Here is a 25,845-nt window from a genome sequence, read left to right as displayed (position 1 = left end):
TACATAAAAAAACCGGCCCAAGTGGCCGGTTTTTTGTTGGCGCTCACATCCTGTAGGAGCCGGCTTGCCGGCGATGGCGTCCTCAAGATCAGTGAAGGACTCGACAGCTGTCAGGGGATTTGCACCCCTTCAGCCAATAGCATGTCGATCAGACGAATCAGCGGAAGGCCGATCAGGCTGGTGGCGTCAGGGCCTTCGGTGCGTTGAAACAGGCTCACCCCCAAACCTTCGGCCTTGAAGCTGCCAGCGCAATCGTAGGGCTGTTCGGCGCGCAGGTAGCGTTCGATGCGTGCGGTGTCGAGTGTGCGCATGTGTACGGTGAACGGCACGCAGTCGACCTGGCAGTGTCCCGTCTGGCTATTGAGCAGGGCCAGGCCGGTCAGAAAGGTTATGCTGGCGCCGCTTGAGGCCAGCAGCTGCTCGCGAGCCTTTTCGAAGGTGTGGGGTTTGCCGATAATGCGCTCGCCGAGCACCGCGACCTGATCGGAGCCGATAATCAGATGGGCGGGGTGGCTGCCGGCAAGAGCCCGGGCTTTTTCTTCGGCGAGGCGCTTTACCAGTTCGACGGCGGCCTCATTCGGCCGATGACTTTCGTCGATGTCCGGCGAGCTGCAGGTGAACGGCAGCTGCAAGCGGGCCAGCAATTCCCGGCGATACACTGAGCTTGAAGCGAGTAATAAAGGCAGCATGCGCATCTCCAGAAGACAGGCGCGAATTCTAGCGAGGCTTCCAGGTGACGGACAGGGCTGAATTTCCTTTGACATGGCTGGGTGCATCCCTATAATGCTGCGCCTATGTTGAATGACCCGATTCCACCTCACGTTGACCCGCGCAAATTGGCTGACCGTGGCACCACCCTTCAAGGTGAACTGCTGCTGGCCGATTTGGAGAGACTCTGCGACCCGCTTTCCGACAATGTCGGTACGGTGCAGGCTAAATTCGTTTTTGAACGAGATGAACGTAAGTCTGTGGTAATCCACAGCTTTATCGACACCGAAGTCAAAATGGTTTGCCAGCGTTGTCTTGAGCTGGTCACCCTGCCGATCCACAGCGAATGCAGTTATGCTGTGGTGAAGGAGGGTGCGAATACCCAGTCGTTGCCGAAAGGTTATGACGTGCTGGAACTGGGCGAAGATCCTTTGGATCTGCAGTCACTGATCGAGGAGGAGCTTCTGCTCGCCTTGCCCATTGTGCCTGCTCATCATCCGGAAGAATGCCAGCAGCCGGCGGGTCTCGATGAGCCCGAACCGAGCGAGGACGAGGTAACGCGGTCCAACCCGTTCAGTGTATTGGCGCAGTTAAAGCGTGACCCAAACGTTTAGGAGTTAATCAATTATGGCTGTTCAGCAGAACAAAAAATCCCGCTCCGCCCGTGACATGCGTCGTTCGCACGACGCTCTCGAGGCTAGCACCCTGTCTGTAGAAAAAACCACCGGTGAAGTTCACCTGCGTCACCACGTATCGCCAGAAGGCGTATACCGTGGCCGTAAAGTGATCGACAAGGGCGCTGACGAGTAATCACTTGTCCGCTCAAGTCATCGCGATTGACGCAATGGGCGGGGACTTCGGTCCCCGCAGCATTGTTCAGGCCAGCCTCGCTTGTCTGATTGCTACACCCTCGCTGCACCTGACCCTTGTCGGTCAACCCTCCCTTCTTGAAGAATTGATCGCTGGCCAATCGGCTGTGGATCGCTCGCGCCTGTCGATTACCCCGGCATCCGAAGTGATCACCATGGACGAAAAACCTGCCCAGGCCTTGCGTGGCAAGCCGGATTCGTCGATGCGCGTGGCGCTTGAGTTGTTGCGTGATGGCAAGGTTCAGGCCTGCGTCAGCGCCGGCAATACCGGCGCGCTGATGGCCTTGTCACGGTTCGTGCTCAAGACCTTGCCGGGCATTGACCGGCCGGCCATGGTCGCGGCGATTCCGACGCAGAAGGGCTACTGTCAGTTACTCGACCTGGGCGCCAACGTCGATTGCAGCGCCGAGCATTTGCTGCAGTTTGCGGTGATGGGCTCGGTCGCGGCGCAAACCCTGGGCATCGTTCGTCCACGGGTTGCATTGCTGAACATCGGCACCGAAGACATCAAGGGCAATCAGCAGGTCAAGCTGGCGGCAACCTTGTTGCAGAGTGCTCGCGGCATCAACTACATCGGTTTTGTCGAGGGTGACGGTTTGTACCGTGGCGAGGCGGATGTGGTGGTGTGCGACGGTTTTGTCGGCAATATTTTGCTCAAGTCCAGTGAAGGTCTGGCGACCATGATTGCCGGGCGAATTGAAGCGCTTTTCAAAAAAAACCTCGCATCGAAAATGGTGGGCGCCCTGGCGCTGCCGCTGATGAAGCGTCTTCAGGCTGATCTGGCGCCTGCTCGGCATAACGGCGCAAGCTTCCTCGGGTTGCAGGGGATTGTGGTGAAAAGCCACGGTTCGGCAGGGGTTCAGGGCTTCCAGAGTGCGATTCAGCGGGCCTTGATCGAGATCCAGGAAAACCTGCCGGAACGCATTCACGGTCGTCTGGAGGATTTGTTGCTTTAGGCGTTTTCGTCGGACAATGCTTAAATGTGACCGCTCAGTTCAATTTGCCATCCAACTGTCAGTTTCTTGCGTCCCCCAAGCGGGACGTCAATTCTCCGACGACAAGATCATTAGGGGCTTGTTACATGTCTGCTTCCCTCGCATTCGTCTTTCCAGGACAGGGTTCGCAGTCCCTCGGCATGCTGGCCGAGTTGGGCGCGCAACATCCGGTGGTCCTCGAAACATTCAAAGAAGCATCCGACGCGCTCGGTTACGACCTGTGGGCACTGACCCAGCAAGGGCCGGAAGAGCAACTCAATCAAACCGATAAAACCCAGCCGGCCATTCTGACCGCCTCGATCGCCTTGTGGCGTCTGTGGCTGGCGGAAGGTGGTGCGCGTCCGGCTTATGTTGCCGGTCACAGCCTGGGCGAGTACAGCGCCCTGGTCGCTGCGGGCAGCCTGAGTCTGGGCGACGCGGTGAAACTGGTGGAGCGTCGCGGTCAGCTGATGCAAGAAGCCGTTCCGGCCGGGCAGGGCGGTATGGCTGCCATTCTCGGTCTGGACGATGCTGACGTACTGGCAGCCTGTGCCGAAGCGGCGCAAGGCGAAGTGGTCAGCGCGGTCAATTTCAACTCTCCGGGTCAAGTCGTGATCGCCGGTGCCAAGGCTGCGGTCGAGCGCGCCATCGAAGGCTGCAAGGCTCGTGGTGCCAAACGCGCCATGCCGTTGCCGGTCAGCGTACCGTCCCATTGCGAGCTGATGCGTCCAGCCGCCGAGCGTTTCGCCGAGTCGATCGCTGCGATCAACTGGCAGGCGCCACAGATTCCTGTGGTACAAAACGTCAGCGCGAACGTGCCGGCCGATCTCGAAACCCTCAAGCGCGATCTGCTTGAGCAGCTCTACAAGCCTGTGCGCTGGGTTGAATCGGTCCAGGCGCTGGCCGCCAAGGGCGCGACCCAGTTGGTCGAATGCGGCCCCGGCAAAGTGCTGGCAGGCTTGAACAAACGCTGCGCCGAAGGCGTGTCGACATCCAACCTCAATACCCCAGACGCCTTCGCTGCCGCCCGTGCAGCGTTGGCCTGAATCAGGAGAAGCTTGCATGAGTCTGCAAGGTAAAGTTGCACTGGTCACCGGTGCGAGCCGCGGTATCGGCCAGGCCATCGCCCTGGAACTGGGTCGTCAGGGCGCCATTGTTGTGGGCACCGCGACATCCGCCTCGGGTGCCGAGCGCATCGCCGCTACCCTGAAAGAAAACGGTATTCAAGGCACTGGCCTGGAACTGAATGTCACCAGCGACGAATCCGTTGCCGCTGTGCTGGCGAGCATCCAGGAGCAGTTCGGTGCGCCGGCGATCCTGGTCAACAATGCCGGCATCACCCGCGATAACCTGGTGATGCGCATGAAAGACGACGAGTGGCATGACGTCGTCGATACCAACCTGAACAGTCTGTTCCGCCTGTCCAAGGGCGTTCTGCGCGGTATGACCAAAGCCCGTTGGGGACGAATTATCAGTATTGGCTCGGTTGTGGGTGCCATGGGCAACGCAGGCCAAGTAAACTACGCTGCCGCCAAGGCAGGTCTGGAAGGTTTCAGCCGTGCTCTGGCGCGTGAAGTCGGTTCGCGTTCGATTACGGTAAACTCGGTGGCCCCTGGGTTCATCGACACCGATATGACCCGCGAACTGCCCGAGGCACAGCGTGAAGTCTTGCAGGCGCAAATTCCGCTGGGTCGTCTGGGGCAAGCTCAAGAGATCGCGTCTGTGGTCGCTTTTCTTGCATCCGACGGTGCGGCTTACGTTACTGGGGCTACAATCCCGGTGAACGGCGGGATGTACATGAGTTAAATGTGACGGGTTGCTTCAAAAAAATGTCATACGAGCTGTCTAAAATCCGTTATAAAGCTGCAATCTATTTATAGGCAGAGGGTCACGGGGTTTGAGGAGTGAAGCTTTCAGTTGAAAAACTGAAAAGTCTTTCTATACACTTACCCACTGGCCAGCTGCCTGAATTTGTCCATTAGGAGTGAAAACAAGGTATGAGCACCATCGAAGAGCGCGTCAAGAAAATCGTTGCTGAGCAACTGGGCGTTAAAGAAGAAGAAGTGGTCAACACTGCTTCCTTCGTTGAAGACCTGGGTGCCGACTCCCTTGACACCGTTGAGCTGGTGATGGCTCTGGAAGAGGAATTCGAGACCGAAATCCCTGACGAAGAAGCTGAGAAGATCACTACTGTACAAGCTGCAATCGACTACGTTACTAGCCACCAGGCGTAATAGTTTGTAATCGTTGCTTGCTGTCATGGAAAAACCGCACTGCCATCATGGCGTGCGGTTTTTTCTTTAGGCCTGATGCAAAGTCGTCATTTGAAAAAGGAGAGTGCTGTGTCGCGTAGACGCGTCGTAGTCACCGGTATGGGTATGTTGTCGCCACTGGGCACGGATGTGCCGAGCAGTTGGCAGGGCATTCTGGCTGGCCGTAGTGGCATTGGTCTGATCGAACACACCGACCTTTCTGCCTATTCCACCCGTTTTGGCGGCTCGGTAAAGGGCTTCAATGTCGAGGAATACCTGTCGGTCAAGGAAGCTCGCAAGCTCGACCTGTTCATTCAGTACGGTCTGGCCGCAGGTTTTCAGGCGGTGCGTAACGCCGGTCTTGAAGTCACCGACGCCAACCGTGAGCGCATCGGCGTGGCCATGGGTTCGGGTATTGGCGGTCTGACCAATATCGAAGAAACCAGCCGCACGCTGCATGATTCCGGCCCACGACGGATCTCTCCGTTTTTCGTGCCTGGCTCGATCATCAATATGATTTCCGGTTTCCTGTCGATCCACCTGGGTGCACAGGGACCTAACTACGCCATTGCCACCGCGTGCACCACTGGTACGCACTGCATCGGCATGGCAGCCCGCAACATCATGTACGACGAAGCCGACGTGATGATTGCCGGCGGCGCCGAGATGGCGGCTTGCGGTCTGGGCATGGGCGGCTTCGGTGCCTCCCGCGCACTGTCGACCCGCAACGACGAGCCGACCCGTGCCAGCCGTCCATGGGACAAGGGCCGTGACGGCTTCGTCCTGTCTGACGGTGCCGGTGCGCTGGTGCTTGAAGAGCTGGAACACGCCAAGGCTCGCGGCGCGACCATCTACGCCGAACTGATCGGCTTTGGCACCAGTGGCGATGCCTACCACATGACGTCGCCGCCGGCTGACGGTGCGGGTGCTGCTCGTTGCATTTCCAACGCCCTGCGCGATGCGAAGATCAATAGCGATCAAGTCCAGTACATCAACGCCCACGGTACATCGACTTCGGCCGGCGACCTTGCCGAAGCTTGCGCGATCAAGTCGGTGTTCGGCGATCATGCCTACAAGCTGGCGGTCAGCTCGACCAAGTCCATGACCGGTCACCTGTTGGGTGCGGCGGGCGCAGTCGAAGCGATCTTCAGTGTGCTGGCGATCAATAGCCAGGTGGCCCCGCCGACCATCAACCTCGACGAGCCGGACGAAGGCTGCGACCTGGACTTCGTGCCGCACACCGCGCGCAACATGGACATCGATGTGGTCCTGTCCAACTCCTTCGGGTTTGGCGGTACCAACGGCTCGCTGGTGTTCCGCCGGTTCGCTGACTGATGGACAGCTGGGTCGACGGTCAGCCGGCTGACGCTCTGTCGCTGAAGGATCGCGGCCTGGCTTACGGTGATGGTCTGTTCGAGACCATTGCCGTGCGGAGCGGGCAGCCGCTGTTGCTGGACCGGCATCTGTCGCGCCTGGCGCAAGGCTGTTCACGCCTGGCGATCACGGCCGATCACGCACTGATCCGCAGCGAGCTGCTGGCCTACGCCGCAGCACTGGGCGAGGGCGTGCTCAAACTCATCCTCACCCGCGGCGACAGCCTGCGCGGTTACGCGCCTGACCCTGCGGCCCAGGCCCGACGCATTCTTCAGGGCAACCCGCCTGCCGCTTATCCTGCTGTACATGCGGAGCAGGGCGTTCGCCTGTTTCCTTGCGCCACACGACTGTCCAGACAACCCTTGCTCGCCGGGCTCAAACACCTGAACCGTCTTGAGCAAGTCATCGCCCGTTCCGAATGGCAAGACACCGAGCATGCCGAAGGCTTGATGCTCGATCAGGCCGGGCGGGTGATCGAAGGTGTGTTCAGTAATCTGTTCCTGGTCCGCGATGGCGTGTTGATCACTGCCGATCTCAAGCGCTGCGGTGTGGCCGGCGTGATGCGCGCCGAATTATTGTTTCAAGCCGAGTCGCTGGGGATTCCCACGCAAATCACCGACATCACCCTCGAACAGCTGCAATGGGCTGATGAGGTCTTTATCTGCAACAGCGTGTATGGCGTTTGGCCGGTGCGCGCCTATGCAGCTCTGAGCTGGCCGGTTGGGCCGCTCACCCGTAAACTCCAAACCATTGCCCGCGCGCTACTGGATGCTTGATACGTGAGACGTAAATTCTTGCTGCTGCTGGAAACCGGACTGGTTCTGGCAGGGCTGTGTCTGGGCGCTTCGGCCTGGAAGATTCATTCGGCGCTGGAACAGCCGCTGAACATTACCCAGGAACAACTCCTGGAAGTGCCCAAAGGCACGACACCCACCCGCACTTTCTATCGACTCGAAGCCGATGGCGTCATCAAGGACGCTTTCTGGTTGCGTGTGTACTGGCGCTTCAACCTGGCCGGGCAACCGTTGCACAAAGGTGAGTACCGCATGCAGCCCGGCATGACGGTGGAAAACCTGATCGACCTGTGGAAACGCGGCGAAATGGTGCAGTACAGCCTGACGCTGGTCGAAGGCTGGAATTTCCATCAAGTGCGTGCTGCGCTGGCCAAGGATGAAAAGCTTGAGCAGACGCTGAACGGCTTGAGTGATAGCGAAGTGATGGACAAGCTCGGTCACGCCGGGATCTTCCCGGAAGGGCGATTCTTCCCGGACACCTACCGTTTCGTGCGTGGCATGACGGACGTCGAGCTGCTGAAAAAAGCCTACGACCGCCTCGACGAAGTCCTGGCCAAGGAGTGGGGGCAGCGCGCGGCTGACGTGCCATACACCGAACCCTACCAGGCGCTGATCATGGCTTCGCTGGTGGAAAAGGAAACCGGCGTGCCGCAAGAGCGTGGGCAGATCGCTGGCGTGTTCGTGCGGCGCATGGAAATGGGCATGCTGTTGCAGACCGATCCGACCGTGATCTACGGCCTCGGTGATCGCTACAACGGCAAGTTGACCCGCGCCCATCTCAAGGAAGCGACCCCTTACAACACCTACGTGATCTCCGGCCTGCCACCGACGCCGATCGCGATGGTCGGTCGCGAAGCGATCCATGCAGCACTCAACCCGGTGGCCGGCAACAGCCTGTATTTTGTTGCGCGCGGCGATGGCAGCCACGTGTTCTCCGATGATCTGGATGCTCACAACAGCGCGGTGCGTGAATTTCAGCTCAAGCGTCGCGCCGATTACCGCTCCAGCCCGGCGCCGGTCACCGCGCCAGAGGCGACGAATGAGCAGGCTCCGATCCCGGCGGCTTCGCCTGACCCGGCCCCGGAGGCGTTGGCACCAGTGACGCCGCCAGAGCCGGCTCAAGAAACGACTCAAGAACCTGCTAAAGAGCCCGCTGCTGCACCCGCGCCCGAATCGGATGCAACCGCGCCGCAAAGCCCGCAATGATTCTGACTAAGGACTGCCTGTGACTGGCTTGTTTATTACCCTGGAAGGCCCCGAAGGCGCCGGCAAGAGTACCAATCGCGAATACCTCGCCGAGCGCCTGCGCGCCGCCGGTATCGAAGTGGTGTTGACCCGCGAGCCGGGCGGCACGCCTTTGGCCGAGAAGATCCGCGAGGTGCTGTTGGCGCCAGTCGAGGAGGCCATGGACCCCGACACCGAGCTGTTGCTGGTGTTTGCCGCGCGCGCCCAGCATCTGGCCGGCGTGATCCGCCCGGCGCTGGCCCGTGGCGCGGTGGTGTTGTGCGATCGCTTTACCGACTCGACCTACGCCTATCAGGGTGGCGGTCGCGGTTTGTCGCTGGAGCGCATCGCTACGCTGGAAAGCTTCGTTCAGGGCGAATTGCGCCCGGACCTGACGCTGATTTTCGATCTGCCGGTGGAAGTGGGTCTGGCCCGTGCCAGCGCTCGCGGTCGCCTGGATCGCTTCGAACTCGAAGGGCGGACGTTTTTCGATGCGGTGCGCAGTGCGTTCCTCAAACGCGCTAAAGCCGACCCGGCGCGATATGTGCTGGTCGACGCCGCCCAGCCGCTGGCGCAGGTTCAACAGTCGCTGGACGCCTTGTTGCCGCGTCTGCTGGAGTTGACCCGTGGCTGAAGCCTATCCGTGGCAGGACAGCCTCTGGCAGCAGTTGGCAGGTCGCAAACAACATGCGCACGCCTACCTGCTGCACGGCCCGGCCGGGATCGGCAAGCGAGCGCTGGCCGAGCGCCTGATGGCCAGCCTGCTGTGCCAGCGCGCGACCGCGCAGGACGCTTGCGGCGAATGTAAATCCTGCCTGCTGCTCAAAGCCGGCAGTCACCCTGACAACTACATCCTCGAACCGGAAGAAGCCGACAAGGCGATCAAGGTCGATCAGGTCCGCGAGCTGGTCAGCTTCGTGGTCCAGACCGCGCAGATGGGCGGGCGCAAAGTAGTGTTGATCGAGCCGGTCGAGTCGATGAACATCAACGCCGCTAACGCCTTGCTCAAAAGCCTTGAAGAGCCGTCCGGCGATACGGTGCTGTTACTGGTCAGTCACCAGACCAGTCGACTGTTGCCCACCATCAAAAGCCGCTGCGTGCAGCAAGCCTGTCCACTGCCAAGCGAGGCCATGAGCCTTGCGTGGCTGGCCAAGGCGTTACCGGACAGCTCGGAAGAAGAGCGCGTCGAGCTGCTGACCCTGGCCGCCGGCTCACCGCTGGCGGCGGTGAATTTGCAGGCCCAGGGTGTGCGCGAACAGCGGGCGCTGGTGGTCGACGGTGTGAAGAAGTTGCTCAAGCAGCAGCAATCGCCGACACAACTGGCCGAAGGCTGGAACGCGATTCCGCTGTTGTTGCTGTTTGACTGGTTCTGCGACTGGTCGAGCCTGATCCTGCGGTATCAGCTGACTCAGGATGAAGACGGGCTGGGATTGGCCGATATGCGCAAGGTGATTCAATATCTGGCGCAGAAAAGCGCTCAGGACAAAGTCCTGAACATTCAGGACTGGATCCTCGCCCAGCGTCAGAAAGTCATGAGCAAGGCCAACCTCAATCGGGTGCTGTTGCTTGAAGCGTTGCTGGTGCAATGGGCGTCATTGCCTACCCAGAAGTGACCGACTGGGCCTATCCTCTGAACATCAGCAGCGGAGGTCAGCATGAATGAAGTCGTCAATCCGGGGCCGCGCAACGGCATTTTGTCCCTGACCATCAAGGACAACTCCGTGCTCTACGCGGCCTACATGCCCTTCATCAAGAACGGTGGCCTGTTCATCCCGACCAACAAGAGCTACAAGTTGGGCGATGAGGTATTCATGCTGCTGAACCTGATGGACGAGCCGGAGAAAATTCCGGTCGCCGGCAAGGTTGCCTGGATCACCCCCAAAGGCGCGCAAGGCAACCGGGCCGCTGGCGTCGGCGTGCAGTTCAACGACGGTGACGACACCGCGCGCAGTCGAATCGAAACCCACCTGGCCGGAGCCCTGAAGTCCGACCGTCCCACTCATACGATGTAAGTTGCAGCCCTTTTTATGCTCGTAGATTCCCATTGTCACCTTGATCGCCTTGACCTCGCCGCCCATGACGGCTCGCTGGATGCCGCACTCGACGCGGCCCGCCAGCGCGGGGTAGGGCACTTTCTGTGTATCGGCGTCAGTGTCGACAACGCCGCCGACGTCAAAGCCCTGGCCGAACGTTATGACGATGTCGACTGTTCGGTCGGCGTGCACCCGTTGGACGTGCAACCGGGCGCTGCGCCAGCGCTGGACTGGCTGCTGCAGGAGCTCAACCACCCGCGTGTGGTCGCGATTGGTGAAACCGGCCTGGATTATCACTACGAACCTGAAGCGGCGGAGTTGCAGCAGGAATCGTTTCGCCTGCACCTGCAAGCCGCGCAACAGACCGGCAAACCGGTGATCATTCACACGCGCGGCGCCCGGGCGGACACGCTGAATCTGTTGCGCGAAGCCGCGTTGCCCCAGGCCGGCGTTTTGCATTGCTTTACCGAAGATTGGGACATGGCCAAAGCGGCGCTGGACATGGGTTACTACATTTCCCTGTCGGGCATCGTCACTTTCCGCAACGCCGATGCGCTGCGTGACGTGGCCAGTAAAGTGCCTGCCGACCGATTGCTGGTGGAAACCGACTCGCCGTACCTGGCGCCGATCCCTTATCGCGGCAAGCCGAACCTGCCGCAATATGTGCGGGAAGTGGCAGAGTTTCTGGCAATGCTACGCGGTGAATCCTACGAGCGATTTGCCGCGCAGACGACCGAGAACTTCAAGCGACTGTTCCCGCTGGCGCATGTGAAAGGTTAAATCGCAGGCAAAAAAAACCCGGGTTCTGGGGGGTGAATCCGGGTTAAGACCATTAGGAGTAAAACAATGGTACGCGGTCCGTTGGTACCAATATCGACGCGGCACTTGGGGGAGATGCCCCGCCGACAGTTGAAGTATTGATCAGTATTGCGCTGAGTCCAGTTTACCGGCCCAGGTTTTTAAACAATTTTGGAATACAGGCGCTTCGGAAGAGTTCTCATTAAAAGCTGGTGCTGACAGAATTCATCTAGAAACACAGATATGGAAGGATGATCCGTGCATTTTGCCGCAAGTTAGGCATAATACGCGGCTTCGAATTTTGACCCCGACAGACCTTTTCTTATGCATAAAGAACCTCGTAAGGTCCGTGAATTTCGTCGCCGTGAGCAAGAAATTCTCGATACCGCGCTCAAGCTGTTCCTCGACCAAGGTGAAGACAGTGTCACCGTCGAGATGATTGCTGATGCCGTCGGTATCGGCAAAGGCACAATCTACAAGCACTTCAAATCCAAGGCGGAGATCTACCTGCGCCTGATGCTCGATTACGAGCGCGATTTGAACGAGCTGTTGCATTCGGCCGATGTCGACAAGGACAAGGAAGCGCTGTCCCGGGCCTACTTCGAATTCCGCATGCGCGATCCGCAACGTTACCGCTTGTTCGATCGCCTGGAAGAAAAGGTGGTCAAGGGCAACCAGGTGCCGGAGATGATCGAGGAGCTGCACAAGATTCGCGCCTCGAACTTCGAACGCCTGACCCTGCTGATCAAGGGCCGGATCAGCGAAGGCAAGCTCGAAGACGTGCCGCCTTACTTCCATTACTGCGCATCCTGGGCGCTGGTGCACGGCGCCGTGGCGCTGTATCACTCGCCGTTCTGGAGCAATGTGCTGGAAGATCAGGAAGGCTTCTTCCAGTTCCTGATGGACATCGGCGTGCGCATGGGCAACAAGCGCAAGCGCGACACCGACACGCCGAGTAGCTGAGTCATTCAGTTGCCTTATTGCGCCATGATTTCGCTATATGGCGCAGTACCTCAGTAATATACTCAGGCATGGGACTTGCTAAAACTTGATTTGTGAGTCAAGTTTTACGTCGTCCGAATTCCTTGTGCCGGAGTGACCATGATCGTTGACCGTCAAGGCAGGCGTTTTCGTAATCTGCGAATCAGCCTGACCTCCGCCTGCAATTACGCGTGTACCTACTGCGTGCCTAACGGCAAGCGGCTGGTCGCTGCACAGGATGAACTGTCGGCTGAGGCCATGGCACGCGGCGTTGCCTACTTGATCGAGGCGGCGGGGATCGAACGGCTGCGCATCACCGGCGGTGAGCCGTTGGTCAGCCCCAAACTCGAAGCCTTCATGACCGCTGTCGGGCAGATGGGCCTGCAAGACATCAGCCTGACCACCAATGGTCAATTGCTGGCGAAAAAACTGCCCCTGCTGGTCGATGCCGGCATTCGTCGCATCAACGTTTCCCTCGATACCCTGGATGCCGGCGCATTCCGCAGCATTGCTCGCGGCGGCGATCTGGCGACTGTGCTCGATGGCATGGACCAGGCCAGCGCCGCCGGCATGAAGATCAAGGTCAACATGGTGCCGTTGCGCGGGCAGAACCTCGATCAGGTGATGCCGCTGCTCGATTATTGCCTGGAACGCGGTTACGAGTTGCGCTTCATCGAGCTGATGCGCATGGGCCACCTGGCCAGCGACAACAACGCATTCCTGCAACAATTCGTCAGCCTTCAGCAACTGCTGAGCTTGATCGGTGATCGCTATGAGTATCTCCAGGCCGATGCGCCGGTTGACGCCACGGCGGTGCGCTATGAAATTCCGGGGCAGGGCTATTTCGGGGTAATCGCCAACGAAAGTGTTCCGTTCTGTCGAACCTGTTCGCGGCTTCGCCTGTCTTCAACCGGGTGGCTGCATGGCTGCCTGTCGTCGAGCAATCGTCACTATGTCGGCGATCTGCTGGACAAACCGCGTCATCAGGCATTGCCGGCTTTGCAGCGACTCTTGGTGAAGGCCTTGGGTGACAAGCAGGAAGTGGCATTTTCCGGTGGTGCGACCGTCATGAAAATCATCGGCGGCTGAACCGGCCTCTTCGCGGGCAAGCCTCGCTCCTACAGGATGGTTGTTGGCACAATTTTGTGAACGACATAAACCTGTAGGAGCGAGGCTTGCCCGCGAATGCGTTCGAACAGGCAACGACGTTCTGGAGCTGGCGCGGAAGCTGCATCCCATGGCCATTCGCCGGTTTTCCGTCACCGGCCTCTGGAGGGTAGGATGCGTAGCCTGGTTTTGCTGCTGGCCGTTTTGGCGCTTGGTGGCTGCATGAATGTCAGCGATATGGCTGAAGAAGCTCGCTACCACATGAGCGACGTGGGGCTGCTTGACCACAGCGACAGCCGCCGCGTGCACAACCTGCGCATTCAGCCGGATTCGTTCGTCTATATCGCCCAAGGCGCCTTTGTGCCGCCGGGCAGTGCGGTCTACCCGCGACCTAACGTGATCGCCGAAGTCGCCTTCGACGGTTTTATCGAATACTTCCCGATGGTCCGCCGTGCACGCACGCCGGAAGGCCTCGACCAGGCCATGGGCGAAGCCCGTGCGGTCGGTGCGCATTACCTGCTCTACACCCGTTTCGCCAAGACTGACGACCGTATCGGCAACACGGACGAATGGCTCGATCAGGAAGCCGTGGATCGTCTCGGTATCGACTCCGGCGTGATTCAGATCATGTTGATCGAGACCAGCACCCAGTATTTGATTGATACTGCACGTATCAAGAGTCGTGGCGGTTTACTGACGTTCTACGACAAAAAACCTGAAGACCTGATGGGCCCGCCGCTGCGGCAATACGCGCGCAGCCTGCTGGGGTTCAGCGACCAGTAATTCCAAGGAGAACGCCATGAGTGGCCCGCAAAAAGCCAACGACCTGTTGGGGCAAATCCCCAAGACCCAAGGCTTGCCACCGGTCCACTTGTGGAACCCCGACTTCTGCGGCGACATCGACATGCGCATCGCCCGCGACGGCACCTGGTATTACCTGGGCACGCCGATCGGGCGCAAGCCGATGGTCAAACTGTTCTCCACCATCATTCGCCGCGACGGCGATGATTATTTCCTCATCACCCCGGTCGAGAAAGTCGGCATCAAGGTTGACGACGCTCCGTTCGTGGCGATTGCCGTGGATGTTGAAGGCGAGGGTGAAGCCCAGGTCTTGCGCTTCACCACCCATGTGGATGAAACCGCCGAGGCCGGTGCCGACCATGCGATCCGCGTGGTGATTGATCCGGTGACACAAGAGCCTGCGCCTTACGTGCATGTGCGCACCAATCTCGAAGCGCTGATTCATCGCAATGTGTTTTACCAGTTGGTGGAGCTGGCGGTGACTCGTGAAATCGATGGGCAGCGTTGGCTTGGTGTATGGAGTGGCGGCATCTTCTTCCCCATCGGCCTTGAGCCGTAACACATATCCCTGTGGGAGCGGGCTTGCTCGCGAAAGCGGTGTGTCATTCAGCAGAGATGTTGACTGAAATACCGCTTTCGCGAGCAAGCCCGCTCCCACATTGGTTTTATGTGCTTTTCAAAAAATCAAATTGACACCCAATCGTATGATGATTAGCGTGGGCAACCATCGCGAACGGCATTGTGCCGTCCCTGCATCGAGGTGCCCATGTCCAGCAGTTTTCACGCATCGACGGTCGATTGGCTGGGTTGCTGGATTGCGGCGGGCCAGGTAAAACCCGGCGAAACCCTAAAGGTTGAGGCTGACCTGGGCGAGCAGCTCGGCGTCAGTCGCACTGTCATCCGCGAAGCCATCAAAACCCTGGTCGCCAAAGGCATGCTCGAAGTCGGGCCGAAGGTCGGCACGCGGGTATTGCCGGTGCGGCGCTGGAACCTCTTCGATCCGCAAGTCGTCGGCTGGCTGTCCCGCAGCGGCCTGCCGGAAAACTTCGTCGACGACCTCCTCGATTTACGCCGCACCATCGAGCCGATGGCCGTGCGCTGGGCCTGCGAGCGAGCGACCGTCGAGCAGGTGCAGGCGGTGCTTCAGGCCTATAACGCGCTGGAGCGCGCGGTGCACAGCGGCATCGATTACAACCGCGCCGACCAGTTCTTCCACGAGTGCATCCTCGCGGCCAGCCACAATCAATTCATCGAACAAATGGTCCCGGCACTCGGCGCGTTGCTGGCGGTGTCTTTTGAAGTCTCCGCCGCCGATCCGGACGAACTGCGCCGCACGCTGCCGATTCACAAAGACATGGCCGACGCCATCGCCGCCCGCGACGCGGCACGCGGTGTGTGGGCTTGCATGACCCTGATCGACAACGCCGACCTGGCCATTAAACGCTTCTACCCAAAAGTCATGGCCGACAAAAAAGCCGGCTGATCACACTAATCCCCTGTGGGAGCGGGCTTGCTCGCGAAGGCGGTGTGTCATTCAACGTCAATGTCGTCTGACACGACCTCTTCGCGAGCAAGCCCGCTCCCACATAAAACAAGAACAACGCAGGAGGTTTCATGGAATGGACCGCAGTCACCGGACACCGGGCACGCCTCGGCGAAGGCCCGTTCTGGGATGCGCCGACGCAGGCCCTCTATTGGGTGGATATCGCCGGTAAACAGGCGCTGCGCCTGATCGGTGCCAACGTGCAGATCTGGCAGATGCCCGAGCACGTGTCGGCTTTCATTCCCTGCGAAAGCGGCGATGCGCTGGTGACGTTGAGCAGTGGCGTGTATCGGCTCGATCTGGATTCACCAGGCCTTGAGCCACGGCTGACCTTGTTCTGCGTCGCGGACCCGCAGCCGGGCAATCGCGGCAACGAAGCCCGTTGCGATACCCAGGGGCGACTCTGGCTCGGCACCATGCAAAACAACATCGGCGAAAATGGCGAAGACCTGCCCGTTGTGCGGCGTTCCGGCGGCTTGTTTCGTATCGACCGGGATGCCCGGGTCACGCCGCTGCTGCGCGGTTTGGGCATTCCCAACACGTTGTTGTGGAGCGATGACGCCACCACGCTTTATTTCGCCGACAGCCTGGATGGCACGCTCTACCAGCATTTCATCCGCACCGACGGCGGCCTCGATCCCGCGCTGGTCTGGTTCGGCCCGCATCAACGTGGCGGCCCCGACGGCTCGGCGATGGATGCCAGAGGTTATATCTGGAACGCGCGCTGGGACGGCAGCTGCCTGATCCGGCTGACACCGGATGGGTATGTCGATCGCATCATCGAATTGCCAGTCAGTCGCCCGACCAGTTGTGTCTTCGGCGGCGCGGACCTGAAAACCCTCTACATCACCAGCGCTGCGAGCCCGCTCAACCATCCGCTGGACGGCGCGGTGTTGTCGATCCGGGTCGATATACCAGGAAAACCCTGTACGAGATTTGCTGATTAAATCCCAAAATATGGGATGTAAAATTATATATTGAGATTATTTGGTGGTCGGGTTTATAGTCGGCTCCAATCAGTTACACGCACTCACACTTAAAAAAACAAAACAGGTGAAGTGATGCAGCGATTTTCCAACACGTTTTTTGGCCGGACATCGACAGATGCCCGGTTTATGTCGTGCCCGCGAAAGGGAGTGCTGATCCATGGCTGAAGCGCTCTCCCTGCCTACGGTGCCCGAACCGCCGAAGGGCGAGCGCCTGAAAAACAAGGTCGTGCTGCTGACCGGTGCCGCTCAGGGCATTGGCGAGGCGATTGTTGCGGCCTTCGCTTGCCAGCAAGCCAGGCTGATCATCAGCGACATCCAGGGCGAGAAAGTCGAAAGCGTCGCGGCGCATTGGCGCGCCCAAGGCTTCGATGTTCAGGCGATCAAGGTTGACGTATCCAATCAACAAGACCTGCACGCGATGGCAAAAAGGGCCGTCGAGTTGCATGGCCGCATCGACGTGCTGGTCAACTGCGCCGGCGTCAATGTGTTCCGCGATCCGCTGGAAATGACTGAAGAAGACTGGCGCCGCTGCTTTGCCATCGACCTCGATGGCGCCTGGTTCGGCTGCAAGGCGGTGTTGCCGCAGATGATCGAGCAGGGCGTCGGCAGCATCATCAATATCGCCTCGACCCATTCCACGCACATCATTCCCGGCTGCTTCCCGTACCCGGTGGCCAAGCACGGTTTGCTCGGCCTGACCCGCGCACTGGGCATCGAATACGCGCCGAAAGGCATTCGCGTCAACGCCATTGCACCGGGCTACATCGAAACCCAATTGAACGTCGATTACTGGAACGGTTTTGCCGACCCCCAGGCCGAGCGTCAGCGCGCTTTCGATCTGCATCCGCCGCGGCGCATTGGCCAGCCGATTGAAGTGGCGATGACGGCAGTCTTCCTCGCCAGCGATGAAGCGCCGTTCATCAACGCCTCGTGCATCACCATCGATGGTGGGCGCTCGGTGATGTACCACGACTGAATAACCGGGGTTTCAGGCGCGGAATTACGCCTGAAATCCAATCATCATACGATATGACTATTTGCTACAACGTTTGCACCGGCTTTGAAAAATAACGCTCAAAAAAAATAACAAGGAGTCAGCTTATGAATCGTCGTCGTGGGATCCGTTCCCTGTGCTGTGCCGCTTTGGCGGTCACCGCGGTCAGCCTCAGCAGCAGCTTGCTGGCGGCCGAGGAAGTGAAGATCGGTTTTCTGGTCAAGCAGGCGGAAGAGCCCTGGTTCCAGACCGAATGGGCCTTCGCCGAAAAGGCCGGCAAAGAGAAAGGCTTCAAGGTCATCAAGATCGCCGTGCCGGACGGCGAGAAAACCCTGTCCGCCATCGACAGCCTGGCTGCCAACGGCGCCAAGGGCTTCGTGATTTGCCCGCCGGACGTGTCCCTCGGCCCGGCGATCATGGCCAAAGCCAAACTCAACGGTTTGAAAGTGATTGCCGTGGATGACCGCTTCGTCGATGCCAGCGGCAAGTTCATGGAAGACGTTCCCTACCTCGGCATGGCGGCGTTCGAAGTCGGCCAGAAGCAGGGCGCGGCGATGGCCGCCGAAGCGAAAAAACGCAACTGGGACTGGAAAGACACCTACGCGGTCATCAACACCTACAACGAACTCGACACCGGCAAGAAGCGCACCGACGGTTCGGTCAAGGCGCTGGAAGACGCCGGCATGCCAAAAGACCACATCCTGTTCTCGGCCCTGAAAACCCTCGACGTGCCGGGCAGCATGGACGCCACCAACTCGGCGCTGGTGAAACTGCCGGGCGCGGCGAAGAACCTGATCATCGGCGGCATGAACGACAACACCGTACTGGGCGGCGTGCGTGCCACCGAGAGCGCCGGTTTTGCTGCGGCCAACGTGATCGGCATCGGCATCAACGGCACCGACGCCATCGGCGAACTGAAAAAGCCCAACAGCGGCTTCTTCGGCTCGATGCTGCCAAGCCCGCACATCGAGGGTTACAACACCGCCAGCATGATGTTCGAGTGGGTCACCACCGGCAAAGAGCCGGCGAAGTACACGGCGATGGACGACGTGACCCTGATCACGCGCGACAACTTCAAGCAGGAACTGGAAAAGATCGGCCTCTGGAACTGAGGCGCGGTTGATTTCATCGGCGGCCCTGGCGACGGGGCTGCCTGATCTGTGTGATGAGGTGTTTTATGCACGCGCAAGTACAGACACAACACGACAGCGTTGGCGGCAGCCTGCGCTTCAACGGGATCGGCAAGACCTTTCCCGGGGTGAAGGCGCTGGACGGCATCAGCTTCGTCGCCCATCCGGGTCAGGTTCATGCCTTGATGGGTGAGAACGGCGCCGGCAAATCGACCCTGCTGAAAATCCTCGGCGGCGCCTACACGCCGAACAGCGGCGACCTGCAGATCGGCGAGCGAACGATGGTCTTCAAGTCCACCGCCGACAGCATCGGCAACAAGGTGGCGGTGATCCATCAGGAACTGCATCTGGTGCCGGAAATGACCGTGGCGGAAAACCTGTTCCTCGGTCATTTGCCTGCCAGTTTCGGCCTGATCAATCGCAACGCACTGCGACAACAAGCACTGGCCTGCCTCAAGGGCCTGGCCGATGAAATCGATCCGCAGGAGAAAGTCGGGCGCCTGTCCCTCGGGCAGCGGCAACTGGTGGAAATCGCCAAGGCGTTGTCCCGGGGCGCGCATGTGATCGCGTTCGACGAGCCGACCAGCAGCCTCTCGGCGCGGGAGATCGATCGCTTGATGGCGATCATCGGGCGCCTGCGCGACGAAGGCAAAGTGGTGCTTTACGTCTCCCATCGCATGGAAGAAGTGTTCCGCATCTGCAACGCGGTGACGGTGTTCAAGGACGGCCGCTACGTGCGCACCTTCGAGGACATGAGCGAGCTGACCCACGATCAATTGGTCACGTGCATGGTCGGGCGCGACATTCAGGACATCTACGATTATCGCCCGCGCAAGCGTGGCGCGGTGGCGTTGAGGGTCGACGGTCTGCTCGGGCCGGGCTTGCGTGAGCCGGTGAGTTTCGATGCGCACAAAGGCGAAATTCTCGGGCTGTTCGGTCTGGTGGGGGCAGGGCGAACCGAGCTGTTCCGCATGCTCAGCGGCCTTGAGCGCAACACCGCGGGGCGCCTGGAATTGCGCGGTCATGAACTGAAACTGCGTTCACCCCGCGATGCGATTGCCGCCGGCATTCTGCTGTGTCCCGAGGACCGCAAGAAGGAGGGCATCATGCCGCTCTCCAGCGTTGCCGAGAACATCAACATCAGCGCGCGCGGCGCCCATTCCACCTTCGGTTGCCTGTTGCGCGGCCTGTGGGAGAAGGACAACGCCGACAAGCAGATCAAGGCGCTGAAAGTGAAGACGCCCAGCGCGGCGCAGAAAATCATGTACCTGTCCGGCGGCAATCAGCAGAAGGCGATTCTTGGCCGCTGGCTGTCGATGCCGATGAAAGTCCTGCTGCTCGACGAGCCGACTCGCGGCATCGACATCGGCGCCAAGGCCGAGATTTACCAGATCATCCATAACCTGGCTGAAAGCGGCATCGCGGTGATCGTGGTGTCCAGCGACCTGATGGAAGTGATGGGTATTTCCGACCGCATCCTGGTGCTCTGCGAAGGCGCGATGCGCGGCGAACTGTCCCGTGACGAGGCCAACGAATCCAACCTGCTGCAACTGGCTTTGCCGCGCCACCGTGCTGACGGCGTGGCGAACTGAGAGGTGACTATGATGACAACCCAAAACAACGCTCTGCCCACCCAGCGCAAACCTCTGGACCTGCGGCGCTTTCTCGATGACTGGGTGATGTTGCTCGCGGCCGTCGGGATCTTTGTGCTCTGCACCTTGCTGATCGACAACTTCCTTTCGCCGCTGAACATGCGCGGTCTGGGCCTGGCGATTTCCACCACCGGGATAGCCGCGTGCACCATGTTGTATTGCCTGGCGTCGGGGCATTTCGACTTGTCGGTGGGCTCGGTGATTGCCTGTGCCGGCGTGGTCGCGGCGGTGGTGATGCGCGACACCGACAGCGTTTTTCTCGGTGTGGTGGCGGCGCTGTTCATGGGGTTGATCGTCGGGCTGATCAACGGGATCGTGATCGCCAAGCTGCGGGTCAATGCATTGATCACTACGTTGGCGACCATGCAGATCGTTCGCGGTCTGGCCTACATTTTTGCCAATGGCAAAGCGGTGGGCGTGTCGCAGGAGTCGTTCTTCGTCTTCGGTAACGGCCAGTTGTTTGGCGTGCCGGTGCCGATCCTGATCACCATTGCCTGCTTCCTGTTTTTCGGCTGGCTGCTGAATTACACCACCTACGGGCGCAACACCATGGCCATCGGCGGCAACCAGGAAGCGGCGTTGCTGGCCGGGGTCAACGTTGACCGGACCAAGATCATCATCTTCGCCGTGCACGGTGTGATCGGGGCGTTGGCCGGGGTGATTCTGGCGTCGCGGATGACTTCCGGCCAGCCGATGATCGGCCAGGGTTTCGAGCTGACGGTGATCTCGGCGTGTGTGCTTGGCGGGGTTTCGCTCAGTGGCGGGATCGGCATGATCCGGCATGTGATCGCCGGGGTGTTGATTCTGGCGATCATCGAGAATGCGATGAACCTGAAGAACATCGATACGTTTTATCAGTACGTGATTCGTGGTTCGATTTTGCTGCTGGCTGTGGTTATCGACCGCCTGAAACAACGCTGAGATTTTTGTTGTCTGTGCTGGCCCCTTCGCGGGCAAGCCTCGCTCCTACAGGTAATGTGTCGTGCAGGATTACGCGACTGACATTAACCTGTAGGAGCGAGGCTTGCCCGCGAAGGCGATGTACCTGATTCACCTCGCGACTGCCTCCTTCCGTCACCCCCCCCTAAATATGTCTTGCCTGTTACAAGTCGTTTCGGGTATCAATTTGTACATGATTAGACAGGTACGATTTGACAAGAAACAACGGGTGGTCGACGAACTCATCCGGCGCATTGAAAGCGGCCTCATGGAGGACGGCTTTCAGTTGCCGGGCGAGCATCAGTTGGCTCAAGAATTCAAAGTCAGCCGAGGTACGCTGCGTGAAGCCCTGGCCGAATTGAAACGGCGCAACTACATCGCGACTCAAAGTGGTGTCGGTTCCATCGTCACGTTCGACGGGGTGGTGCTCGATCAGCGCAGCGGTTGGGCGCAGGCGCTGGCCGACAGCGGGGCGCTGATCAATACCGAAGTGCTGCGGCTCGAGGCGGTGACTCGCCCCGACCTGCTGCCGCGTTTCGGCACTGACCAATTCATCACCCTCGACCGCCGCCGTCGTTCCACCGACGGCAAGCTGGTTTCCCTCGAACGCTCATTGATGCCCGCCACCGGAGGCCTGGAAAGCCTGCCGCGTGTCGGCCTGATCGACAATTCCCTGACCATCACCCTGGCCGCGTACGGCTACATCGGCGAGCGCGGCGATCAATGGATCGGCGCCGAACCCTTGAACGCCGAAGACGCCGAGCTGCTCGGTCGTCCGGTCGGCACGGTGTTCCTAAAAGCCTTGCGCACCACCTACGACCGGCAGAACCGCTTCATGGAGCAGGTCGAAAGCCTGCTCGATCCCGTGCACTTTCGCCTGCACCTGCAATTTGGAAACCCACAATGACCGCGCTCAATCGTGCACTGGGCGCGTTTTACGGACTGGCCCTGGGCGATGCGCTGGGCATGCCGACGCAATCGCTGAGCCGCGCCGTCATCAAGGCGCGTTTCGGTGAAATCACCGATCTGCAAGACGCCGGCCCCAATCAACCGATTGCGGCCAACATGCCTAAAGGCTCGATCACCGACGACACCGAACAGGCCATTCTGGTCGGTCAGTTGTTGATCGACGGCAAGGGCAGAATTGAACCGTCGGTATTGGCGCAACGGCTGATCGAATGGGAAGCCGCGATGCAGGCCAAGGGCTCGCAGGATTTGCTCGGGCCGTCGACCAAACGGGCGATCGAGATGATCCTCGCCGGTCATTCGCCGGAAGAAGCGGGGCGCTACGGCACCACCAACGGCGCGGCGATGCGCATAACACCCGTCGGCATTTCGGCGGATGTCCGCGATCCCGAGCGTTTCATCAACGCCGTGGTGCAGGCCTGCCAGGTCACCCACAACACCACGCTGGGCATCTCCAGCGCGGCGGCGGTGGCGGCGGTGGTCTCGGCCGGCATCAACGGCATGGACCTCGGCGAGGCATTGAACCTCGGCCAGCAAATCGCCCAGCAAGCGGAAAGCCACGGTCACTGGGTCGCGGGCGGACGCATTGCCTCGCGCATCAGTTGGGCGCGGACGATCAGCGTCGACAGCGACAAGGCGATGCTGGCGGATTTGATGTACGACGTGATTGGCACGTCGGTGGCTTCGCAGGAGTCGGTGGTAGTTTCGTTTGCCTTGGCGCAGCAAGTGGCCATCGGTGAAATAAATGCCTTCGACGCGCTGTGCATGGCCGCAGGTCTGGGGGGCGACACCGACACCATCGCGGCGATTCTGGGGGCCATGCTCGGGGCTTGTCTGGGGCTTGAGAGTTGGCCGGTGGCGATGATCGATAAGGTCAAAGCCGTTAACTCGTTGGAGTTGGAGCCGTTGGTGCAGGGTCTGTTGGCTTTGCGTTGACTGGGCTGGCCTCTTCGCGAGCAAGCCCGCTCCCACAGGTACAGCGTGTCCCGTGAGGTTTGCACGATCCCTGTGGGAGCGGGCTTGCTCGCGAAGGGCGCGCCGCATATTGAATATTTCACCCGCAATGGATCGCACTGACTTGGCCAGGACAGCCGGGATGTTGTTTTCGTCTTCCGTCATTGCCCATAACCACAACAAAGGCAACAGGAGCATTTCACATGAGTTCATCGAACGCCGGGCAAAGCGCCGGGCAACTGGAAACCCGGGGCATCGAGCCGGTGCCGGAAGCCGAATGCAACGGGCATCCGCTGCAGCTGTTCTGGGTCTGGTTCGCCGCTAACATTTCCATCCTCGGCCTGCCGCTCGGCGCTACGCTGGTGGCGTTTCGCGGGTTGGCGATCTGGCAGGCGATCATCGTCGCGATCCTCGGTGCTGCCGGTTCCTTTGCGGTGGTCGGGATCATTTCCATCGCCGGTCGCCGTGGCCGCGCACCGAGCCTGACGCTGTCGCGGGCGATCTTCGGCGTACGCGGCAACATCGGCCCGACCCTGGTTTCGCTGATGTCGCGGCTGGGTTGGGAAACCGTCAACACCACCACCGCCGCGTTCGTGTTGCTGTCGCTGTGCTCGATCCTGTTCGGCTCGCCGGTGGAAGCCAAAAGCGCACCGGTGCTGACCCTGATCTTCATCGCGATTTTCGTGCTGCTGACCTTGTCGGTGTCCGGCCTCGGTCACGCGACGTTGCTGGTGATTCAGAAGTGGGCGACTTATGTGTTCGGCGCGCTGAACATTCTGGTCGGCGGTTTCCTCTGCGCCACCATCGACTGGAGCGCCGTGTTCAACGCCACGCCTGCACCGCTTAGCGCAATGATCATCGGCGTCGGCACCATGGCCGCCGGCACCGGGATCGGTTGGGCCAACGCCGGTGCGGACATGTCGCGTTATCAGCATCGCAGTGTCAAGGCGGCACGTCTGGTGGCTTCCGCCGCGTTTGGTGCCGGGATCCCGCTGGTGTTGCTGATCACCCTCGGCGGCCTGCTGTCGGTGGGCAACAACGACCTGGCCTCGGCCACTGACCCGATCATCGCGATCCGCGACATGCTGCCGACCTGGATGGCCGTGCCGTACCTGATCACCGCGTTCGGCGGCTTGCTGCTGTCGAACAACCTGTCGGTGTATTCCGCCGGCTTGACCACGCTGACCCTCGGCCTGAAGGTCAAGCGCGTCTACGCCGTGGTGGTCGACATCGTCGCGATTTTCGCCGGTTCGATTTACTTCATGCTGATCGCCGACAGTTTCTACGGCCCGTTCATCACCTTCATTTCGCTGCTGGCCGTGCCGATCACGGCGTGGGTCGGGATCTTCGTCGTTGACCTGATTCATCGTCATTACTACAGCCCCAAAGACCTGCTGGACGTCAGCCCGAGCAGCGCCTACTGGTATCGCGGCGGCGTCGAGTGGCGTGCTTTCGGTGCGTGGGCCCTGGCGATCGTGCTGGGTTTCAGCTTCACCACCATTGGCACCACCGAACAAACCGTCTGGTTCCGTGGGTTCCTCTCCGACTCGTGGCTGGGGCATAACGGCCTTGGCTGGATCGTGACGTTCCTGGTCGCCGGCGGGATTTATTTTGTACTCGGCGGGGCCAGGGATCGCCGCGCCGCGTCGCTCGAGAATGCTCATGCCTAAAATGTTGCACACCGGCCAGGTCATCATCGACCTGGTCATGGCCGTGGATAAACTGCCTCAACCCGGCGGCGACGTACTGGCGCAATCCGCCAGTTTCGAAGCGGGTGGTGGGTTCAATGTGATGGCCGCTGCTCAGCGTAATGGCTTGCCGGTGGTTTACCTGGGCCGTCACGGCAACGGTCGTTTCGGCGACCTGGCGCGTGAGGCGATGAAGGCTGAAGGCATTCGCATCGGCATTGCTCACAGTGCTGAACGAGACACGGGGTTGTGCGTGGCGATCACGGACGCCTCGGCCGAGCGTAGTTTTGTTTCCTACATTGGCGCCGAAGGTGAAGTGTCCATAGAGGATTTGAACAGCGTAGCGGCGCAGGCGGGCGACTATGTCTACGTCAGCGGCTACAGCCTGCTGCATGTCGGCAAGGCTCAGGCGCTGGTGGATTGGGTGTTGGCGTTGCCGAGCGCGGTCAACGTGGTGTTCGACCCGGGCCCGCTGGTGGAATCACCCGATGCGCCGTTGATGCAGGCGTTGTTGCCGCGCATCGATGTGTGGACCAGCAACAGCGTCGAGGCGCTGCGGTTTACCGGGGCGTCGGACATTGCCCAGGCGCTGGATCGACTGGCCGATCATCTGCCGTCGAAGGTGTTGATGGTGGTTCGCGACGGTCCGCAAGGGTGCTGGATTCATCAGCATGGCGAGCGTCAGCATGTGCCGGGTTTCAAGGTTGAGGCGCTGGACAGCAACGGCGCCGGGGATGCCCATGCCGGGGTGTTTGTGGCCGGGTTGGCGCGAGGGTTGTCGGCGGGTGAAGCGGCGCGGCGGGCGAATGCGGCTGCGGCGCTGGCGGTGACTCGGTGGGGGCCGGCGACTTCGCCTGGGGCGGATGAGGTGGATGCGTTGATCCGCGAGACTTTCGGCGCCTGATTTGACGCCTTCGCGGGCAAGTCGGGTCGCCGCATCGCTCGCTCCTACAGGAATCACGCGATCCTTGTAGGAGCGAGGCTTGCCCGCGAAGGGGCCCTCAAACGTTTACACGTCCAGCTTGCGCGCCGCCTCAACCCCAGCCGCACCAAGCTTGATCGGTTTTCATCGACG

The 25,845-nt window shown here is 60.2% G+C and carries 28 protein-coding genes; 27 read left to right on the top strand and 1 reads right to left on the bottom strand.

Annotation, left to right across the window (positions count from 1 at the left end; all coding sequences use genetic code 11):
• Nucleotides 1-110 precede the first annotated feature (110 nt).
• Entirely contained in the window at nt 111-689 is a 579-nt protein-coding gene (locus ACM6IO_RS00775; protein WP_414910728.1) for a Maf family protein, read from the bottom strand.
• Between the two features lie 105 nt (nt 690-794).
• Between ACM6IO_RS00775 and ACM6IO_RS00770 the strand changes: the two genes are divergently transcribed.
• From ACM6IO_RS00770 to ACM6IO_RS00640, 27 genes are all read left to right on the top strand, one after another.
• Nucleotides 795-1,322, top strand: a complete 528-nt coding sequence (locus ACM6IO_RS00770) for a YceD family protein (RefSeq protein ID WP_008031588.1) — start codon at nt 795-797, stop codon at nt 1,320-1,322.
• Between the two features lie 13 nt (nt 1,323-1,335).
• Nucleotides 1,336-1,518: a 50S ribosomal protein L32 gene (gene rpmF / locus ACM6IO_RS00765; protein WP_003179396.1), complete on the top strand. Its 183-nt coding sequence runs from the start codon at nt 1,336-1,338 to the stop codon at nt 1,516-1,518.
• A 4-nt stretch (nt 1,519-1,522) separates the two neighbouring features.
• Nucleotides 1,523-2,533, top strand: a complete 1,011-nt coding sequence (gene plsX / locus ACM6IO_RS00760) for a phosphate acyltransferase PlsX (RefSeq protein ID WP_081500214.1) — start codon at nt 1,523-1,525, stop codon at nt 2,531-2,533.
• A 125-nt stretch (nt 2,534-2,658) separates the two neighbouring features.
• The gene (gene fabD, locus ACM6IO_RS00755; RefSeq protein ID WP_192227907.1) at nt 2,659-3,597 is read left to right on the top strand and encodes an ACP S-malonyltransferase; all 939 of its coding nucleotides are present in this window, start codon (nt 2,659-2,661) and stop codon (nt 3,595-3,597) included.
• A 16-nt stretch (nt 3,598-3,613) separates the two neighbouring features.
• Nucleotides 3,614-4,357, top strand: coding sequence for a 3-oxoacyl-ACP reductase FabG (gene fabG / locus ACM6IO_RS00750; protein ID WP_008040890.1), 744 nt, complete (start codon nt 3,614-3,616; stop codon nt 4,355-4,357).
• Between the two features lie 191 nt (nt 4,358-4,548).
• Nucleotides 4,549-4,785 (top strand): acyl carrier protein, encoded by a 237-nt coding sequence (gene acpP / locus ACM6IO_RS00745; RefSeq protein WP_003175607.1) that lies wholly within the window; start codon nt 4,549-4,551, stop codon nt 4,783-4,785.
• Between the two features lie 108 nt (nt 4,786-4,893).
• On the top strand, nt 4,894-6,138 hold the full coding sequence (gene fabF, locus ACM6IO_RS00740; protein WP_008031595.1) for a beta-ketoacyl-ACP synthase II: 1,245 nt from the start codon (nt 4,894-4,896) through the stop codon (nt 6,136-6,138).
• A complete protein-coding gene (pabC, locus tag ACM6IO_RS00735) occupies nt 6,138-6,953 on the top strand; it encodes an aminodeoxychorismate lyase (RefSeq protein ID WP_192227906.1) in 816 nt (271 codons plus the stop codon). Before fabF ends, pabC begins: the two co-directional genes overlap by 1 nt.
• Nucleotides 6,954-6,956: 3 nt before the next feature.
• Nucleotides 6,957-8,177, top strand: a complete 1,221-nt coding sequence (mltG, locus tag ACM6IO_RS00730; RefSeq protein ID WP_008040887.1) for an endolytic transglycosylase MltG — start codon at nt 6,957-6,959, stop codon at nt 8,175-8,177.
• Between the two features lie 19 nt (nt 8,178-8,196).
• The gene (tmk, locus tag ACM6IO_RS00725; RefSeq protein ID WP_008040886.1) at nt 8,197-8,829 is read left to right on the top strand and encodes a dTMP kinase; all 633 of its coding nucleotides are present in this window, start codon (nt 8,197-8,199) and stop codon (nt 8,827-8,829) included.
• A complete protein-coding gene (locus ACM6IO_RS00720; RefSeq protein WP_414910727.1) occupies nt 8,822-9,808 on the top strand; it encodes a DNA polymerase III subunit delta' in 987 nt (328 codons plus the stop codon). Before tmk ends, ACM6IO_RS00720 begins: the two co-directional genes overlap by 8 nt.
• Nucleotides 9,809-9,850: 42 nt before the next feature.
• Nucleotides 9,851-10,207: a PilZ domain-containing protein gene (locus tag ACM6IO_RS00715; protein WP_223453155.1), complete on the top strand. Its 357-nt coding sequence runs from the start codon at nt 9,851-9,853 to the stop codon at nt 10,205-10,207.
• 15 nt (nt 10,208-10,222) lie between these two features.
• On the top strand, nt 10,223-11,008 hold the full coding sequence (locus tag ACM6IO_RS00710) for a TatD family hydrolase (RefSeq protein ID WP_008040884.1): 786 nt from the start codon (nt 10,223-10,225) through the stop codon (nt 11,006-11,008).
• Nucleotides 11,009-11,350: 342 nt separating this feature from the next.
• Entirely contained in the window at nt 11,351-11,989 is a 639-nt protein-coding gene (locus ACM6IO_RS00705; RefSeq protein ID WP_008031613.1) for a TetR/AcrR family transcriptional regulator, read from the top strand.
• A gap of 138 nt (nt 11,990-12,127) precedes the next feature.
• Entirely contained in the window at nt 12,128-13,096 is a 969-nt protein-coding gene (locus ACM6IO_RS00700) for a GTP 3',8-cyclase MoaA (RefSeq protein WP_150631722.1), read from the top strand.
• Nucleotides 13,097-13,288: 192 nt separating this feature from the next.
• Nucleotides 13,289-13,897: a DUF4823 domain-containing protein gene (locus ACM6IO_RS00695; protein WP_008040882.1), complete on the top strand. Its 609-nt coding sequence runs from the start codon at nt 13,289-13,291 to the stop codon at nt 13,895-13,897.
• Nucleotides 13,898-13,913: 16 nt separating this feature from the next.
• Nucleotides 13,914-14,474: a DUF1285 domain-containing protein gene (locus ACM6IO_RS00690; protein ID WP_008040881.1), complete on the top strand. Its 561-nt coding sequence runs from the start codon at nt 13,914-13,916 to the stop codon at nt 14,472-14,474.
• 207 nt (nt 14,475-14,681) lie between these two features.
• A complete protein-coding gene (locus ACM6IO_RS00685) occupies nt 14,682-15,398 on the top strand; it encodes a FadR/GntR family transcriptional regulator (RefSeq protein WP_008031621.1) in 717 nt (238 codons plus the stop codon).
• Between the two features lie 131 nt (nt 15,399-15,529).
• Nucleotides 15,530-16,405 (top strand): SMP-30/gluconolactonase/LRE family protein, encoded by an 876-nt coding sequence (locus ACM6IO_RS00680; protein ID WP_414910726.1) that lies wholly within the window; start codon nt 15,530-15,532, stop codon nt 16,403-16,405.
• Nucleotides 16,406-16,604: 199 nt separating this feature from the next.
• Entirely contained in the window at nt 16,605-17,423 is an 819-nt protein-coding gene (locus tag ACM6IO_RS00675) for an SDR family oxidoreductase (protein ID WP_207286288.1), read from the top strand.
• Between the two features lie 125 nt (nt 17,424-17,548).
• Nucleotides 17,549-18,553, top strand: coding sequence for a substrate-binding domain-containing protein (locus tag ACM6IO_RS00670; protein WP_008031628.1), 1,005 nt, complete (start codon nt 17,549-17,551; stop codon nt 18,551-18,553).
• A 65-nt stretch (nt 18,554-18,618) separates the two neighbouring features.
• Complete coding sequence (gene araG, locus ACM6IO_RS00665; RefSeq protein ID WP_223480814.1) at nt 18,619-20,163, top strand: L-arabinose ABC transporter ATP-binding protein AraG; 1,545 nt, start codon at nt 18,619-18,621, stop codon at nt 20,161-20,163.
• Nucleotides 20,164-20,175: 12 nt separating this feature from the next.
• Complete coding sequence (araH, locus tag ACM6IO_RS00660) at nt 20,176-21,144, top strand: L-arabinose ABC transporter permease AraH (RefSeq protein ID WP_032828927.1); 969 nt, start codon at nt 20,176-20,178, stop codon at nt 21,142-21,144.
• Nucleotides 21,145-21,355: 211 nt separating this feature from the next.
• The gene (locus ACM6IO_RS00655; RefSeq protein WP_032828923.1) at nt 21,356-22,069 is read left to right on the top strand and encodes a GntR family transcriptional regulator; all 714 of its coding nucleotides are present in this window, start codon (nt 21,356-21,358) and stop codon (nt 22,067-22,069) included.
• Nucleotides 22,066-23,064: an ADP-ribosylglycohydrolase family protein gene (locus tag ACM6IO_RS00650; protein ID WP_192227899.1), complete on the top strand. Its 999-nt coding sequence runs from the start codon at nt 22,066-22,068 to the stop codon at nt 23,062-23,064. The genes ACM6IO_RS00655 and ACM6IO_RS00650 overlap by 4 nt, the downstream gene beginning before the upstream one ends.
• A 221-nt stretch (nt 23,065-23,285) precedes the next feature.
• The gene (locus ACM6IO_RS00645; protein ID WP_008031640.1) at nt 23,286-24,752 is read left to right on the top strand and encodes a purine-cytosine permease family protein; all 1,467 of its coding nucleotides are present in this window, start codon (nt 23,286-23,288) and stop codon (nt 24,750-24,752) included.
• Nucleotides 24,745-25,674, top strand: coding sequence for a PfkB family carbohydrate kinase (locus ACM6IO_RS00640; protein WP_414910725.1), 930 nt, complete (start codon nt 24,745-24,747; stop codon nt 25,672-25,674). The genes ACM6IO_RS00645 and ACM6IO_RS00640 overlap by 8 nt, the downstream gene beginning before the upstream one ends.
• Nucleotides 25,675-25,845 lie beyond the last annotated feature (171 nt).

This window comes from Pseudomonas sp. IT-P44, from assembly GCF_949768225.1.
Lineage (GTDB): Bacteria > Pseudomonadota > Gammaproteobacteria > Pseudomonadales > Pseudomonadaceae > Aquipseudomonas > Aquipseudomonas migulae.
Note: the sequence above shows the minus strand (reverse complement) of the source record. Positions and strands in the feature narration are given on the sequence as shown.